Genomic DNA, 16,392 nt, shown 5'->3' with positions numbered 1-16,392 from the left:
CCGACAGCCAGCGTTTTCTTCCAGCAGTGGTGACAGCAAACTGACACCCCTGTCCCCGAAGTCGACCCTCCACTTCCGGTTGCGCCACGGTCCGCGACCCACGCCCTCACTCGCTGTCGCATCGCTGTCCCTTTCCGGCCAACCCCCGTGTCTCTAACGTCACTTGAGCCTAGGCCAAGCCTACGGTGAACCAGTGACAACGAGCCACATGCGCACCGCTTTCCGATCGCGCCGAAGCCGTCGTCCGATGGCGGGAAATAACGGCTGGACCGCACTGCCTGCATGATCGGGAAATCCCGCAGCGATCGGCGTTCCGGACGGCGTCCGAAGAAAATACGGACGGCCGACGGGTAAGCCCGACCGGTGCGCTTACGTCACCCATTCCGCACCTCCCGTCCGTTCCTTCGCGTTCTTCACGTTCGGGCCTGCGCGGTCTGCGCCGCGTTCGCCGGATTCAGGGAGAGAGACGACCGTGACCCCTCCATGCCCCGTCCCCCATTCCCTTGCCGACCTGCTGCTGACCGCCGCCGACCGGCACCCCGCCTCGGGTGCCACCTACTGCCTCGGCCCCGCCGGCGCACCCTGCCGGGACCAGTCGTACCCCGATCTGCTGGCCGAGTCCGCCCGCCTGCTGACCGCGCTGCGCGCCCGCGGGCTGCGGCCGGGCGACCGGGTCGTCGTCATCCTGGAACGACCCCAGGAGTTCCTGCCGGTGTTCTGGGCGGCGGTGCTCGGCGGCTTCGTGCCGTGCCCCATGGCCCCGCTGCACGGCGACCGGGAACGCTGGAGCGCCCAGCTGGAGCATGTGAACACCCTGCTCGGCGGGCCGCTCGTCGTCACCGGTGAGGCCCTGGCCGCCGAACTCCCCCCGGTGGCCGGGCTGTCGGTGGCCGCCCTGGAGGAACTGCGGGCCGACGCGGTGGGCGCCGCGGACGACTTCCACCGCGCGGCGCCCGAGGACACCGCCGTACTCGTGCTGACCTCCGGATCGACGGGCCATGCCAAGGCGGTCCTGCTCAGCCACGCCAACCTGCTGGCCTCCATGACCGCCAAGAACGGTCACCACCGGCTCACCACCCGGGACACCACCCTCAACTGGGTCTCCTTCGACCACGTGGCGGCCCTGCTGGAGTGTCATCTGCTGCCGCTGTCCACGGGCAGCCGCCAGCTGCACGTGGAGCCGGCGGTCGTCCTCGGGGACCCGCTGGAGTTCCTGCGGCTGATCTCCCGGCACGGCGTGACGATGACCTTCACCCCGAACTTCCTGCTCGGTCTGATCAACGCGGCCGGTGAACGGCTGTCCGCGAGCGGCGAGCGGCTGGACCTGTCCCGGCTGCGGCACATCATCAGCGGGGGCGAGGCCGTGGTCGTCGCCACCGGCGAGGCGTTCCTCGACCGCCTCGCCCGCTACGGGCTGGCACGGGACGCGCTGTGGCCCGCCTTCGGCATGACGGAGACCTGCGCCGGCAGCGTGTACTCCCGCAAGGGGTTCCCGGACGTCGACCGGGGTGCGGAGTTCGCCAGTCTCGGCACCCCGGTCCAGGGCCTCGGGATCCGCATCGCCGACCCGGCGGACCGCCCGCTGCCCGAGGGCCGGGTGGGCGAACTCCAGCTGCGCGGACCGATGATCACCCGGGGGTACTACAACAACGCGGCGGCCACCCGGGAGGCGTTCACCGCCGACGGCTGGTTCCGCAGCGGCGACCTGGGCCGGCTCGACGAGGGCCGGCTCACCCTGGTCGGGCGCAGCAAGGACAGCATCATCGTCAATGGCGTCAACTACTTCAGCCACGACATCGAGTCCGTGCTCGAACCGCTCGACGGCGTCGCCCGCTCCTACGTCGCCGCGTTCCCCGTCCGCCCGGCCGGCAGCGACACCGAGCAGCTGGTGATCGCCTTCGTCCCCGAGAGCGGCACGGCACCTGGCACCGGCGGGACCGGCGCGACCGCCGAGGCCGCCCTGCACCGGGTGCTCATGGCCATCCGCAGCACCGTCGTCCTGCACTGGGGTTTCCGGCCCGCGCTGGTACTGCCGCTGTCCCCGCACGACTTCCCCAAGACCAGCCTGGGCAAGATCCAGCGCTCGCTGATGCGCCGGCGGCTGGAGGAGGGCGCGTACGACACCGAACGGGTGGCCGTGGGTGAGCTGACGCTGCGCATGCTGGGCGGCCACACGGCGCCCGAGGGCGACACCGAGCGGGTGCTCGCGGAGATCTACGCCGAGCTGTTCGACACCGACCCGGACCGGATCAGCGCCACCGCCAACTTCTTCGACCTGGGCGGCACCTCGCTGGACATCCTGCGGCTGCGCGCCCGGGTCGCCGAGCGGCTCGGGGTGAGCGGCCTGGAGGTCATCACGGTCCTGCGGGCGCCGACGGTCCGCGCGCTGGCCGCCCGGCTCGACGCGGGCACCGCATCCGGCACCGGGGGGTACGACCCGGTGGTGCCGATGCAGACCGGCGGCCACAAGACCCCCCTGTTCTGTGTGCACCCGGGGGTGGGCGAGGTGCTGGTCTTCGTCAACCTCGCCAAGTACTTCACGGGCGACCGGCCGTTCTACGCGCTGCGGGCCCGCGGCTTCGACGAGGGCGAGAAGCCCTTCGCGACCTTCGAACAGATGGTGGACGCCTACGCCGACGCCGTCCAGCGACGCCAGCCGCACGGCCCGTACGCGGTCGCCGGGTACTCCTTCGGCGGCGCGGTCGCCTTCGAGATCGCCAAGGTGCTGCGCGAGCGCGGCGAGCGGGTCGACTTCGTCGGCAGCTTCAACCTGCCCCCGCACATCAAGTACCGCATGGAGGAGCTGGACTTCGCCGAGACGGCGACGAACCTGGCCTTCTTCCTGGCCCTGATCGACAAGAAGCAGAGCCTTCGGCTGCCGGCCCTGCTGCGCCCGCTGCCCCGCGAGGAACAGGTCGCCCGGCTCATCGCCCTCGCCCCGGCCGGCCGGCTCGCCGAACTCGACCTGACCGCCGACCGGTTCGCCGCCTGGGCGGAGCTCGCCAACTCCCTCACCGACCTCGGCCGCGCCTATGAGCCGAGCGGTTCGGTGCCCTCGATGAGCGTCTTCCACGCGATCCCGCTGCGCGGCACCAAACAGGAGTGGCTCGACAACGAACTGCGCCGCTGGGACGCGTTCACCACCGGACCCAACCACTACCTCGAGGTGCCCGGCGAGCACTACACCATGCTGGCCCCGCAGCACGTGGCCGCGTTCCAGGCGATCCTGCGCCGGGAACTGGACCTGCGCCTCGCCGAGGCCGACGAGATCGCGATCCGGCGGGGTGGGAAGGGATGACATCCGCCACCGGCACCGCCTCCCCCCTGCGCGGCGCGAAGATCCTGGTCACGGGCGGCACCGGGCAGGTCGCCCGGCCGGTCGCCGAGGCGCTGGCCAAGCACAACGACGTGTGGTGCCTGGGCCGGTTCGCCGACCCGGCCGTCGAACGCGCCCTCGGCCGGCGCGGGATCACCACCTGGCGGTGGGACATGGCCGACCCGTCGCCGCACGCGCTCAAGGGGCTCCCGGAGGACTTCACCCATGTGCTGCACGCGGCGGTGCGCCGCGGCGAGGACGGCGACTTCAACGCCACCGCCGAGATCAACGCCGTCGCCACCGGACGCCTGATGAACCACTGCCGCACCGCCGAGGCGTTCCTGTACGTCTCCACGGGCGCGCTGTACAAGCGGCAGACCCTGGACCACCAGTACACCGAGGACGACCCGGTCGACGGTGCCGCGGACTGGCTGCCCGCCTACCCGATGGGCAAGCTCGCCACCGAGGGCGCGGTGCGCGCCCTCGCCCGGGTGCTGGACCTGCCCACCACCATCGCCCGGCTCAACATCGCCTACGGGCCCGGCAGTTACGGCGGCGTGCCGATGCTCTACTTCCGGCAGATGCTCTCCGGCGCCCCCATCGCCGTACCGCTGGAGGGCCAGAACTGGTGCTCGCCGCTGTACACCGACGACCTCGTCGACCAGGTCCCGCATCTGTGGCGGGCCGCGTCGGTCCCGGCGACGCTGGTGAACTGGGGCGGTGACGAGCCGGTCGGCATCACGGACTGCGTCCGGCACATCGAGGACCTCACCGGCGTACCGGCCCGGCTGGTGCCGAGTGCGGTCACCCGGGAGACCTACCAGTTCGACCCCGCCCTGCGGCGCCGACTGACCGGCCCCTGCCGGGTCGGCTGGCGGGACGGCATCGAGCGCACGCTGCGCGCACTGCACCCCGACCACCTCCGCGTCTGACAAGGACGGACGGCATGGCGACGACAATGACGAAGACGACCACGGCAACGGCAACGGCAACGGCAACGGCAATGACGACCGACCGGAATCTGCGGCTCATCCGGCGCGCCTACCAGGCGTTCCGCGCCCGTGATGTGGGCGCGCTGCTCCAGACCCTGGACCCGGAGGTCGAGTGGGTGCACCCGGACGGCATGGCCGGGTACGGCCTCGGCGGCACCAAGCGGGGACACACCGGCGTCAAGGAGTTCCTGGCCCGCGTCCCCACCGTGCTCGGTGGAATGCGCCTGGAGCCCCGGGAGTTCGTGGCCGCCGGCGACCGGGTGGCGGTGTTCGGCGTGCGCGAGGTGACCTCGGTGCGCGGTACCTCGGCGACCCTGTCGTTCGTCCACTCCTGGGTGCTGCGGGACGGACTGGCGGTCCGCATGGAGGACATCTTCGACACGGTCGAGTTCCACCGCCTGATCGAGAGCTGACGGCCACGCCGTGGCAGCGCGCTCCGCGGGAGGCAGGGTCAGGGCCTCCCGCGGAGTCGCGGGGTGACCTCTGCCGACACCGCCGGGATCAGGGCGGGGCCAGCCATCCGATCACGCCCGTCACGCCGAAGAGGGCGACACCGATTCCGCACGCCTTGAGCAGCCGGGCCGGCATCCGGCCGGCGCCCGGTGACCACAAGGCCGCGCCGACCCGGCCGCCCAGCCGTGGCATGGCGGTGGAGAACGCGCCGCACAAGGAGGCCAGGCCGGCGACGAGTGCCACCACGCAGGCGCAGATCCCAGCCGGCCGCCCGGCTGTCGGGGCCACCCCGACCAGGTAGCAGAGGCCGCCCGTGTCCCGCTGGACCGGCACATGGTGGTCGTCGGAACGGAACACACCGAAGCAGTCGGTGTGGCGCTGTTCGCCGGTGCCTGTCGTAGTGCAGAGGTCTATCGTCAGCAGCCCCGGGGTGCCGGAGATACGCGTGGAGTACGTCAGTCCGTCGGCGAGACCCACGGCTTCCCACGTCTCCCCGCCTGCCCGATGCGACGCGAGTCGACGTCGAGCCCCCGGCAGCGAGGTCGTGGGTGTGACGCCACCCATAGGACGCAGATCACGTCCTAGCCCGAATCGTAGACCCGCGCCATGTCTGAGCTGCACAAATATCAGCGCAATGTCCGATTTCATGCTTTTCTCCGTAGACGGGTAGTACGTCACATCATTGCGCGCCGGTCGACCCGCCGTTAAACATTGCTGTCGTTGCCGGGACCCACGAGCCGGGCCGAGCGGGACTCCGCCGGATCCGTCCACTCCCGATGCAGCACGGGGCCCCGCCCCACGCCACCGCGACCGACAGCGGCCGGCCGACACCGACGACGTCCCTCCGTGGAGAGTTCCTTTGACCATGACCACCCGCACCCGCATCGCCCGCCTGCGTACCCTCGCCCTCACCGGCATCACCACCACCGGCGCGGCAGCCGTCGCCCTCACCCTGATGCCGACGACCGCACAGGCCGCCGAAGCGACGCAGGTGCACACCTCCTCGGTGGTCACGGCCTCCTCGAACGACGCCACCAGCTCCCAGGGCAAGGCCGGCTACACCAACAACCTCGACGGCTGGATCAAGCAGTCGCTGAGCATCATGAAGGCCAAGGGCATCCCGGGCAGCTACGAGGGCCTCAAGCGCAACATCATGCGCGAGTCCGGCGGCAACCCCGCCGCCCAGAACAACTGGGACGTCAACGCCAAGCAGGGCACCCCCTCCAAGGGTCTCCTCCAGGTCATCGACCCGACGTTCAACGCCTACCACGTCTCCGGCACCGCTCAGAGCATCACCGACCCGGTGGCCAACATCACCGCGGCCGCCAACTACGCCGCTCACCGCTACGGCTCCATCGACAACGTCAACTCCGCCTACTGAGTCGGCAGACCCCAGCACCGGAAGGCCGGTGCCGGCAGCGACAACCGCTGCCGGCACCGGCCTTCTCGCGCGCAGGCGGTCAGGCGTCGTCCGGGGTGCCGAGGCCGGTCAGGGCGCCCACCGGGTCCAGGTCCGGGGTGCCGCGGGGCCACCAGTCGTCCTGGTCCGGTTCCGACTCGTAGGCGTACCACAGGCCGTCGCGGCCGAGGCGGAGCTGGACGTGACCGCGCGGGTGGGTGAGGCGGTTGCGCCAGGGGCGGAACGCCGGGAGGTCGGCGGCGAGCAGCAGGGGACGGGCCCGGTCGAAACGCCCGGCCGGCGGGTCCCACGGCTCCTCCAGGACGGCCAGCCCCGCGAGCCCGCCCTGGCGCCAGGCGGCGACGCCACGGGCGAGGTCGGCCGGGGTACGGTCGGCGGCCGTGGCGAGCGTGGCGTACAGGGTGCGGGTGGTGGCCGTGAGGCCGGAGCCCGGGCGGGCCGCGGCCAGGCGCACCGCGTCCTGCCACAGGGTCAGCTCGCCTACCGGGTCGCGGCCGGTGCCGAGCAGCGCATGGGCACGGGCGGCGGCGTCGGTCGCCAGCTGGTCCAGTGCGAAGGGGTCCGGGCCGCCGGGCGCCGCCGGGTACACCGGGGGCTGCTCGGGGTGCGGGGGCGCGGGCAACGGTGGTGGCAGCGGCGGGAGCTCACGCGGGGCGAGGGCATCGGCGGCGCGTACGCCGGGCAGGGACTGCGGCCGGCGTTCCTGGGCGGCGCGAGCCGCGCGGGCGGCGCTGCGCCGGGACAACGCGTCGAGCAGGTCCTTCTCGCCCCGGCCGCGCAGCAGGAGCAGCACGAACGGGTCGGCGTCGAGCAGCCGTGCCGTCTGGTAGCAGAGCGCGGCCGCGTGCTTGCAGGGATGCCCGGAGTCGGGGCAGCTGCAGCGCCCTACGAGGTCGCCGGGGCCGGGCAGCAGAGGGACACCGCAGTCGGCGAGGGACTGCGGCAGCTCCTTGTCGAGCAGCGCGGCGATGTGCCCCGGCCGGTCGGCGGCCGCGTCCAGGAAGCGCGCCCAGTCGTCGTCCTCCAGCGTGCGGACCCGCATCTGGACCCGGTACGGGCGGGGCCGGCTCCCCCGCACGTACGCCAGCACGAGCCCCGGCGTCACGGTGATCGCGTCGACGTGGCCCTGGTCCGCGTATCCGCGTCCGCGCGCCAGCCGCTTGGGATCCAGGGCGCCCTGCTCCAGCGCCGCGACCCATGCGTTGCCCCACCAGGTCGCCGCGAACGGCGCGCTCTCGGCACCGCCCTCGCGGGGCGGGAACGCCGGGAAGGTGCGGCGCAGTTCGGTGTCGCGGTGGGGGGTGGCCATGGTGGTCGGGACGCGCGGGGGCGGGCCGGCGGGTCCACCACGTTCGGCTCCGGCGACCGGTCCGGGGGAAGCCGACGCCGGAGTACGGGACTCGGGCGGGATCGGGGAGCGCGGCTCGGTGGTGCCGGTGATGTCGCCGACGCCGACAACGTCCGTCTCCTCCTCCGGGGTGTCGGACCACGTCGGCATCCGGAAGGCGTTCGCGAGGTAGTGCCGCATGTCCTGAACGGCCTTGAGCCGCGAGGCCCGAGAGGCGTGGTCCGGTTCGGATGCGGAAGGAGTACGGGGAGCCGAGGAGCCGGAGCCTCCCGCGATACGCCCCTCGCGCCGAGCCCTCGGCTCTGCGGCCCTCCCCTCCCGCGTCCGGCGCCGAGCGGCCTCGTCCTCCTCGGCCCGCAACGCCTCCCGCCGGGCCGCACGCAGCGCTTCCCGCGCGGCGTCGGCGGGACGCCCGCCCGCCTGGGCGACGGGGCGGGCCCGCGGCACGCTCGTGACCTTCCCGGGAGCCTCGGCCTGACTCGCGGCGGTCACGCCCGACGGCGCGGCAGCACTGTCCGGTGGTGAGACGGGGGCCGGTACGGAGGCAGGGGCCGGTGCAGAAGCGGGGGTCGGTACGGGGGTGGTGGCCGGTGCAGAAGCAGCGGCCGATACGAGGGTGGTGGCCGGTGCAGAAGCAGCGGCCGGTGCAGCGGAAGGGGTCGGTGCGGAGACGGCTGCCGGTGCGGAGTCCGTGGCCGACTCGGCTTCGTCCTCGCCCCGGCACGGGGAAGCAGCCGTCCTCGGAGCCTCGTCATCGCCCCGCCGTGCGGACATCGCGGCCCTGAGTGCCGCGCGCGCCGCATCACCGGGCCTCGGCCCGCTGGCCGTGGCAGGGCGTTCCGCCGCGGCCCCAGCCGGTGCGGACGCGGCCTCCGCCTCCACGGCCTCCGCCGCGTCGAACGCCGTCCCCTCGGACCGACCCGCCGCCCACTGGACAGGCCCCTCCTCCGCACCCGACGCTCGCTGAACAGAGCCGTCGGACATGGCCTTCACCCGGTCGGCCACACCCTCGACTACCCCGGGCCCGCACTCGGCCCCCTCCCCCGGCACGCCCAACGCCACCGCTCCCGTCCGCTCGGCCTCGGCTCGCTCGCGTGCTGCCCGCAGGGCGCGGCGGGCGGTGTCGGCGGGGCGGTGGGCGTCGGTGGACGTCATGGTGTCCTCCGGAGGGAGACGAGGTCGGACAGCTCGCGGTCGGTCAGTTCGGTGAGGGCCGCCTCGCCGGAGCCGAGGATGGCGTCGGCCAGGGCCCGCTTGGCGGCGAGCATCTCGGCGATGCGGTCCTCGACCGTGCCCTCGGTGACCAGGCGGTGGACCTGGACGGGCTGGGTCTGGCCGATGCGGTACGCACGGTCGGTGGCCTGTTCCTCGACCGCCGGGTTCCACCAGCGGTCGAAGTGGACGACATGGCCCGCGCGGGTGAGGTTCAGGCCGGTGCCCGCGGCCTTCAGGGACAGGACGAGGACCGGCCTCTCGCCGGTCTGGAAGCGGTCGACCATGCGCTCGCGCTCCGGGACCGGGGTGCCGCCGTGCAGCAGGTCGACCGGGATCGCCCGGGCCGAGAGGTGCGCGGTGATGAGGCGGGCCATGCCGACGTACTGGGTGAAGACGAGCGCCGAGCCGTCCTCGGCGAGGACGGTGTCCAACAGCTCGTCCAGCAGCGCGAGTTTGCCGGAGCGGGCCACCAGCCGGTCGGCGCGCGTCTCCTCCTTCAGGTACAGCGCCGGGTGGTCGCAGATCTGCTTCAGGGCGCCCAGCAGCTTCAGCACCAGGCCGCGGCGGGCGATGCCCTCGGCGGTCTCGATGGCCAGCATCGACTCGCGCACCACCGCCTCGTACAGCGCGGCCTGCTCGCGGGTGAGCGGCACCGGGTGGTCCGTCTCGGTCTTGGGCGGCAGTTCGGGCACGATGCCGGGGTCGGACTTCTTGCGCCGTAGCAGGAACGGCCGTACCAGGCGGGCCAGTCGGTCGACGGCCTCCTGGTCCTCTCCGTTCTCCACGGCGCGGGCGTGCCGGGCGCGGAAGGACTTGAGGGGGCCGAGGAGTCCGGGGGTCGTCCAGTCGAGCAGGGCCCACAGTTCGGAGAGGTTGTTCTCCACCGGGGTGCCGGTCAGTGCCACGCGCGCCGGTGACGGGATCGTGCGCAGCGCCTTGGCCGTGGCGGAGTACGGGTTCTTCACATGCTGGGCCTCGTCGGCGACGACCATGCCCCAGGGGTGGTCGGCGAGGTGGGCGGCGGCCGACCTCATCGTGCCGTACGTGGTGAGGACGAGGCCGCCCTCCAGGCCGTGCAGGGTGCGGTCCGGGCCGTGGAAGCGGCGGACGGGGACGCCGGGCGCGAACCGGGTGATCTCCCGCTGCCAGTTGCCGAGCAGGGAGGCCGGGCAGACCACGAGGGTCGGCTCGGGGCGGGCGCGCTTCAGGTGCAGGGCGATGAGGGTGACGGTCTTGCCGAGGCCCATGTCGTCGGCGAGGCAGCCGCCGAGGCCGAGCGAGGTCATGAGGTCCAGCCAGGCCAGGCCGCGCAGTTGGTAGTCGCGCAGGGTGGCCGCCAGCCCCGCGGGCGGTTCGGCCGGGCCCAGGCCCGTGGTGAGGCGGTCGCGCAGCGCGGCGAGGGCGCCGACCGGGACGGCCTCCACGGTCTCGCCGTCGACGTCGGCGGTGCCGGTGAGGGCGACGGACAGCGCGTCGACCGGGTCGAGCAGGCCCAGTTCGCGTTTGCGGGCCTTGCGGACGAGGGCCGGGTCGACCAGCACCCAGCGGTCCCGGAGCCGTACGACCGGACGGTGGGCCTCGGCGAGGGCGTCCATCTCGGCCTCGCTGAGCGGATCCTGGCCGAGGGCCAACTGCCAGCGGAACTGGAGCAGTTCCTCGCTCTCGAAGAAGCCGGTGCCGTCGGTGGCCGAGCCGGGTGCCGGGCGGACCACCGCGGCGGCCGTCAGGTCGCGGGCGAGGTCCCGGGGCCAGTGCACGGCGACCCCGGCGGCGGCCAGCCGCGTGGCGGCGACGCCGAGCAGTTCCCCCAGCTCCTCCTCGGACAGGGCGAGGACGTCCGGCACCTCCTGCTCGGCGAGCCGGTCCAGGGGCGGCCACACGCGGGCCGCGCGCCGTACCGCGAGGGCGGCGTCCACCCGCGCGCGCGGCCCGAACGCCGTGTCGGCCTCCCCCGCCCACAGGGCCGCGGCATCGGCCACCAGGGTGGGGTCGGCGAGGCTGTGCACCTGCACGAGGGCCGCTCCCGCGGCACGGGCGCCGTCGTGCGCGTCGGCGTCGAAGACCTCGTACGCGGACAGGTCCAGGCGCAGCGAGATCCGTACGCCCGCGTCCATGCCCGCGGCGACCTCGGCCGCCCACGCGTGGGCCTGCGGCAGTGCCACGGGCTCGCGGGCGGCGAAGGGCCGGCCGGAGGTGTACGGGGCGGCCGGGGTGCGCGGCAGGGTGTCGGCGACCGCGTCCAGGAAGGAGCGGATCAGGGCCTCCGGCTCGGGCAGCCGGAGCGGGCCGGGGTCGGGGAGCGGCACGGCGTGGCCCTCGGGGGGCAGGGCCGCGGCGACCGCGCGCAGGTGGGCGATGTCGGCGGGTTCCAGCGGGCCCGCGCGCCAGGCGTCGTGGCCGGCCGGGGTCAGGCCCGGCAGCAGCCGGCCGCGGGCGACCAGCCGCAGCGCGTGCAGTGCGGCCGCTCCCCAGCAGGCCGTGGCCGGATGGGCGGCCGGGTCGCGGCGGGCCCGGACCAGCAGCGGCAGGGCCTCGGCGAGCGGCAGAGTCAGCGCGGGCACCTGCCGGCGGCGGACGGTGGCACCGTGACGTCGTACGACCGTGAGTTCGGCGGTGTCGCCCTCGACGGATCCTCCGTCGGGGTCCCAGAAGGCGATGCGGCCCTCGCGCGGGAGGGGTGCGGGCAGGTAGACGGACGCGAGGCGCACCGGCACCCGGTTCCCGGCCTGCCCCAAGTCGCCCGTGCGCTCGGCCACCGCTGCCGTGCCGCCACCGCTCATACGTCCTGCCACCTCCCGCCCGTGTCCCGGATCAGACGTCTTCGACTCTACGGGCGGGGTCTGACAATCGGTCCCGGGACCGGCCGGGGCCTCCCGGTCACGGAACCGTGCGGGAGACGACGTAGACCATCGGGTTGTTCGGGTCGGACATGTTCACGATCACGTCCTGGGTGGGCGCCGGGTTCTTCTGCGCGTGGGTGAGTCCCCACCAGGGGCCGGGGCCGGTGAAGCGCCAGCCGCTGACGTTCTGATCGCGGGCGCTGATGGCGATGTCGCCCTTCTTCAGCTCGTCGCGGCGGGTGCCCGTGGTCTGCAGGAAGCTGTCCAGGCCGGCCGCGTTGGTGCGGAACTGCACGTAGAGGCGGCTGGTCTTCCAGTTGTTGGTCTCGTAGGAGGCGACGGAGTCGGCGGGGTGCGGGACGGCCACCTGGTAGAGGCGGCGCTGCACCTTCGAGGGCATGCCCTCGGTGAGGCCGGTCGCCGAGTACTTCGCCTCCTTGTCCTTGCCGCTGTTGCGGCTCTGGTTGGCGGAGATCACCAGGTAGCCGGCCGGGACGCCGATGAGCAGCCCGATGATCAGCAGGGTGAGCCCGCGGCGCCTGGCCTTGTGCCGGGGGGCCTCGGCGGGGCGGCGGCGCGGCTCGTCCGGCGGGGCGGCCTGGCGGGGCAGCGACGCGGTCATGCGGTGTCCCGGTCGCGACGGGCCTGGGCGTACCGCTCGTAGCGCTCGTACCGCTCCACCCGGCGGCGCTTGGCGCGGCGGAACCGGCGGGCGACCAGCCGGGCCAGGTCGGCGGCGCCCACCATGCCCGCCTCGGGGCCGAGCTGGGCGCGGGTGATGCGGGCCTCGGGGCGGTAGCCGCGGCCGGTGAGGTGACGCTTGAAGGCGTCCCGGGCCGGGCCGATGAGCAGGTCGTCGGCGGCCGAGACGCCGCCGCCGATGACGAAGCAGGACGGGTCGAGGGCGGCGGCGAGGTTGGCGATGCCGACGCCGAGCCACTGGCCGATGTCCTGGAGCAGTTCGATGCACATGGCGTCGCCCTCGCGGGCCAGCTCGGTGATCATCGGGCCGCTGATGTCGTCGATGTTGCCCTTGACGTGCTCGATGATCCCGTAGGCCACCGGGGAGTCCGCCGCCGCCAGCTCCTTGGCCTCGCGCACGAGGGCGTTGCCGGAGCTGTACTGCTCCCAGCAGCCGCGGTTGCCGCACGGGCAGCGGTGTCCGCCGGGCACGACCTGCATGTGGCCGAACTCACCGGCGACGCCGTACTTGCCCCGCTTGACCTGGCCGTCCTCCAGGATGGCGCCGCCGATGCCGGTGCCGAGCGTGATCATGACGAGGTGGTCCTCGCCGCGGCCCGCGCCGAAGCGCCACTCCGCCCAGGCGGCGGTGTTGGCGTCGTTGTCCACGAGGACCGGCACGGAGAGGCGACCGCTCAGGCGGTCGCGCAGCGGTTCGTTGCGCCAGGACAGGTGGGGCGCGAACAGGACGCGGTTGCGGTCGGCGTCGACCCAGCCGGCCGCGCCGATGCCGACCGCGTGCACGTCGTGCCGGTCGGAGAGGTCCAGGACAAGTTCGACGATGGTGTCCTCGACGACCTTGGGGCTCTTGGACTTGTCCGGGGTCTCCGTGCGGAGCTTCTCCAGGATGTTGCCGTCGGCGTCCACGACGCCCGCCATGACCTTGGTGCCGCCGATGTCGATGCCGACCGTGGGCACGCGGGGCGCGGTCAGGTGTGACCGGCGCTCGCGCGTGCCGACGGTTCGCAGGACCGGGGCTCGGCGGGAGCCGATGGGGGCGGTGAGGTCGCGGTAGGTGCTCATCGCGCTCGATTCTGCCTCACCACGGGTAAGGCTGTTGTACGAGCGAGGGCAGGGGGGCGCGCGGGCATCGCCGTCCGCGGCGTGCATCGTGATTGCTCGCGCGCCGCGGAGCCACTGCTCGCTGCGGCCCCGCGCCCCTTAACCACGCCGCAGTTCGTGGCGTAGAGCGTCCAGGTCGGACCCGCCGGCCATCTGCTGGGTCAGTTCGTCCAGGCTGATCTCGTCCCGTGTGTAATTGCCCACCATCGTGCCCCTCCGCAGAAGCACGAACCTGTCCCCCACCAGGTACGCGTGATGGGGGTTGTGGGTGATCAAGACAACGCCCAGGCCCTCGTCCCGTGCCGCGGCCACATATTTGAGGACCACACCGGACTGCTTCACCCCCAGTGCCGCCGTCGGCTCGTCCAGGACCAGGACCTTCGCGCCGAAGTGGACCGCGCGGGCGATCGCCACGCACTGGCGTTCGCCGCCGGAGAGGGTGCCGATGGGCTGGTCGACGTCCCTCAGGTCGATGCCCATGCGCAGCAGCGCCTCGCGCGTGGTGCGGCGCATGAGGTCGGTGTCCAGGCGCTTGAAGGGACCGGCGCCCTTGCGGGGCTCGGAGCCGAGGAAGAAGTTGCGCCAGACCGGCATGAGGGGGACCACCGCCAGGTCCTGGTAGACCGTGGCGATACCGCGGTCCAGGGCCTCACGCGGGGAGGAGAGGGTCGTCTCCTCACCCTCGATGCTCAGCGTGCCGCCGTCGTGCTCGTGCAGGCCCGCGATGATCTTGATCAGGGTGGACTTACCGGCCCCGTTGTCGCCGAGGACGCAGGTGATCTCACCGGGGGCGACCTCCAGCGAGACGTCTTCGAGGGCCCGCACGGTGCCGTAGTGCTTGCTGACGCCGGCCAGCTGGACGAGAGTCACTTGTTGACCTCCGCGCGCTTCTTGACCCAGGCGTTGAGCAGGGTCGCGAGGAGCAGCATCGCCCCGAGGAAGAACTTGAACCAGTCGGGATTCCACTCGGCGAAGACGATGCCCTTGCTGGTCATGCCGAAGAGGAGGGCGCCCACGGCGGAGCCGATCGCGCTGCCGTAGCCGCCGGTGATCAGGCAACCGCCGATGACGGCCGCGATGATGTAGATCAGCTCGTTGCCGACGCCCTCGCCGGACTGGACGGCGTCGAAGGAGAAGAGCAGGTGCTGGCCGGAGACCCAGGCGCCGAAGGCCACGCCCATGTAGAGGCCGATCTTGGTCTTGGCCACCGGAACACCGACCGCGCGGGCCGCGTCCTCGTTGCCGCCGACGGCGAAGATCCAGTTGCCGGCGCGGGTGCGCAGCAGGATCCAGGAGGCGAGGGCGACCAGGCCCAGCCACCACAGGATCGTGACCTTGAAGTCGACGCCGGCGACGGTGAGGGTCGAGGCGAAGAGGGCATGGGCGGAGGGGAAACCCTCCATGTCCCCGATGGTCTTCGTCGACACCGTGCCGTCGATCAGCTTGGTGAAGCCGAGGTTCATGCCGGTCAGCATCAGGAAGGTGCCCAGCGTGACGATGAAGCTGGGCAGCTTGGTGCGGGTGAGCATGAAGCCGTTGAAGGCGCCGACAGCCAGCGTCACGAGGAGGGACACCCCTACGCCGACCCAGGTGTTCGCCGTCATCTGGTAGCTGAACATCGACGAGACCAGCGCGGAGGACGTCACGAGGACGCCCGCCGAGAGGTCGAACTCGCCGCCGATCATCAGCAGGGCCACGGGTACGGCCATGATGCCGATGGTCGAGGAGGCGTACAGGACCGTGCTGAGGCTGGCGGCGCGCAGGAATCCGTCGGCCACGAAGGCGAAGACGGCGAAGACCGCGAGCGCGCCGACGACCGAGCCCAGTTCGGGGCGGGAGAGGAGCTTCTTCAGCGGAGAGGTCTGCAGAATCCTTTCGTCACTGGTCGCGCTCATCGGGTGCCCCGCTCGGTGTACGCGGCCAGCGCGGAGGCCTGGTCCTTGGTGATGATCTGCGGACCGGTCAGGACCGGCTTGCCGCCGCCCAGGACGTCGCCGTTGTACTTGTAGGCCCACAGCAGGTCGACCGCCTCGTAGCCCTGGAGGTACGGCTGCTGGTCCACGGCGAAGCCGAGGGTGCCGTCCTTCAGTTCGGCGGCGACCTGGGCGTTGAGGTCGAACGTGTCGATCTCGGCCTTGCTGCCCGCGTCCGCCCTGGCCTTCACGGCGGTGTCGGCGTAGGGCGCGCCGAGGGTGACGACGGAGTCGACGGACCGGTCGGCCTGGAGCTTGGCCTCGACGGCGGACTGGACGTCGGGCATGTTGGTGCCGTTGACGTAGAGCTTCTGCAGGGTGCCGCGGAAGGTCTTGGCGACGCCGTCGCAGCGCTGCTCGTGGCCGACGTTGCCCTGCTCGTGCAGCACGCACAAGGCCTTCTTCCGGCCGCGCTTGTTCAGCTCGTCGCCCACGGCCTCGCCCGCGATGGTCTCGTCCTGGCCGATGTGGGTGAGGGCGCCGAAGGCCTTGGACGCCTCGGAGCCGGAGTTCACGGTGATGACCGGGATGCCGGCCTTCTCGGCGCGGGCCACGGCGGCCTTCATGGCGTCGGGCTTGGCGAGGGTGACGATGATGCCGTCGACCTTCTTGTCCACGGCCGCGTCCACCAGCTGCGCCTGCTGCTGGGCCTGGGCGTCGTGCGAGTACAGGAAGTCGATGTTGTCCTTCACCGCGGCCTGCTTGGCGCCGCTCTGCACGATGTCCCAGAACGTGTCGCCGTCTCCCGAGTGGGTGATCATCGCAAAGGTCCAGCGCGGGGTGTTCACCGCCGCCCTCCCCTGGGCCGCGGCGGCCTTGCGGGCGTCCTCGGCCCGCTTGCCTCCGGTGCTGCTGCACGCTGCCAGGGACAGCGAAAGTGCCCCTGTCAGCGCGATGACCGCCCAGGTCCGAAACCGTGCCACGAGGCAGTGCCCCTTCTCGCTGTGTTCGTACGTACGGAAGGGGCCGTGATCAGCTCAGCGGCCCCAAACGCTCCAGTATCGAACACCGGTGACACTCATGACACAGCCG

The 16,392-nt window shown here is 72.6% G+C and carries 12 protein-coding genes; 4 read left to right on the top strand and 8 right to left on the bottom strand.

Annotated features, from left to right (window positions below; all coding sequences use genetic code 11):
* Positions 1-472 precede the first annotated feature (472 nt).
* From ACWC0C_RS36665 to ACWC0C_RS36655, 3 genes are read left to right on the top strand one after another with little or no spacing between them, the layout of a single operon-like run.
* Positions 473-3,298, top strand: a complete 2,826-nt coding sequence (locus ACWC0C_RS36665) for an alpha/beta fold hydrolase (RefSeq protein WP_450868602.1) — start codon at positions 473-475, stop codon at positions 3,296-3,298.
* Positions 3,295-4,248, top strand: a complete 954-nt coding sequence (locus ACWC0C_RS36660; RefSeq protein ID WP_450868600.1) for an NAD-dependent epimerase/dehydratase family protein — start codon at positions 3,295-3,297, stop codon at positions 4,246-4,248. The genes ACWC0C_RS36665 and ACWC0C_RS36660 overlap by 4 nt, the downstream gene beginning before the upstream one ends.
* Positions 4,249-4,262: 14 nt before the next feature.
* The gene (locus ACWC0C_RS36655; protein ID WP_450868599.1) at positions 4,263-4,721 is read left to right on the top strand and encodes a nuclear transport factor 2 family protein; all 459 of its coding nucleotides are present in this window, start codon (positions 4,263-4,265) and stop codon (positions 4,719-4,721) included.
* 88 nt (positions 4,722-4,809) lie between these two features.
* On the opposite strand, the gene ACWC0C_RS36650 is transcribed toward ACWC0C_RS36655, so the two are convergent.
* Positions 4,810-5,238 (bottom strand): hypothetical protein, encoded by a 429-nt coding sequence (locus ACWC0C_RS36650; RefSeq protein ID WP_450868597.1) that lies wholly within the window; start codon positions 5,236-5,238, stop codon positions 4,810-4,812.
* A gap of 388 nt (positions 5,239-5,626) precedes the next feature.
* Between ACWC0C_RS36650 and ACWC0C_RS36645 the strand changes: the two genes are divergently transcribed.
* Positions 5,627-6,142: a transglycosylase SLT domain-containing protein gene (locus ACWC0C_RS36645; RefSeq protein ID WP_449200532.1), complete on the top strand. Its 516-nt coding sequence runs from the start codon at positions 5,627-5,629 to the stop codon at positions 6,140-6,142.
* A 79-nt stretch (positions 6,143-6,221) separates the two neighbouring features.
* Here the strand turns inward: ACWC0C_RS36645 and ACWC0C_RS36640 are convergent, their stop codons facing one another.
* The 7 genes from ACWC0C_RS36640 to ACWC0C_RS36610 form a co-directional block, all read right to left on the bottom strand.
* Positions 6,222-8,684 carry an SWIM zinc finger family protein gene (locus ACWC0C_RS36640; RefSeq protein ID WP_450868596.1) on the bottom strand — a complete coding sequence of 821 codons (2,463 nt, stop codon included), beginning with the start codon at positions 8,682-8,684 and terminating at the stop codon, positions 6,222-6,224.
* Positions 8,681-11,524, bottom strand: a complete 2,844-nt coding sequence (locus tag ACWC0C_RS36635) for an SNF2-related protein (protein ID WP_450868595.1) — start codon at positions 11,522-11,524, stop codon at positions 8,681-8,683. Before ACWC0C_RS36635 ends, ACWC0C_RS36640 begins: the two co-directional genes overlap by 4 nt.
* A gap of 97 nt (positions 11,525-11,621) precedes the next feature.
* On the bottom strand, positions 11,622-12,206 hold the full coding sequence (locus ACWC0C_RS36630) for a sugar kinase (protein WP_449200529.1): 585 nt from the start codon (positions 12,204-12,206) through the stop codon (positions 11,622-11,624).
* Positions 12,203-13,348 (bottom strand): ROK family glucokinase, encoded by a 1,146-nt coding sequence (locus ACWC0C_RS36625; RefSeq protein ID WP_449200528.1) that lies wholly within the window; start codon positions 13,346-13,348, stop codon positions 12,203-12,205. The genes ACWC0C_RS36630 and ACWC0C_RS36625 overlap by 4 nt, the downstream gene beginning before the upstream one ends.
* A 138-nt stretch (positions 13,349-13,486) precedes the next feature.
* Positions 13,487-14,257, bottom strand: a complete 771-nt coding sequence (locus ACWC0C_RS36620) for an ATP-binding cassette domain-containing protein (protein WP_450868593.1) — start codon at positions 14,255-14,257, stop codon at positions 13,487-13,489.
* On the bottom strand, positions 14,254-15,282 hold the full coding sequence (locus tag ACWC0C_RS36615; RefSeq protein ID WP_450868591.1) for an ABC transporter permease: 1,029 nt from the start codon (positions 15,280-15,282) through the stop codon (positions 14,254-14,256). The genes ACWC0C_RS36620 and ACWC0C_RS36615 overlap by 4 nt, the downstream gene beginning before the upstream one ends.
* Positions 15,279-16,283, bottom strand: coding sequence for a sugar ABC transporter substrate-binding protein (locus ACWC0C_RS36610; RefSeq protein ID WP_450868590.1), 1,005 nt, complete (start codon positions 16,281-16,283; stop codon positions 15,279-15,281). The genes ACWC0C_RS36615 and ACWC0C_RS36610 overlap by 4 nt, the downstream gene beginning before the upstream one ends.
* Positions 16,284-16,392 lie beyond the last annotated feature (109 nt).

It is taken from the genome of Streptomyces sp. NPDC001709 (assembly GCF_053596375.1).
The sequence above is the reverse complement of the archived record's forward strand: the minus strand, read 5'-3'. Positions and strand labels throughout refer to the sequence as shown.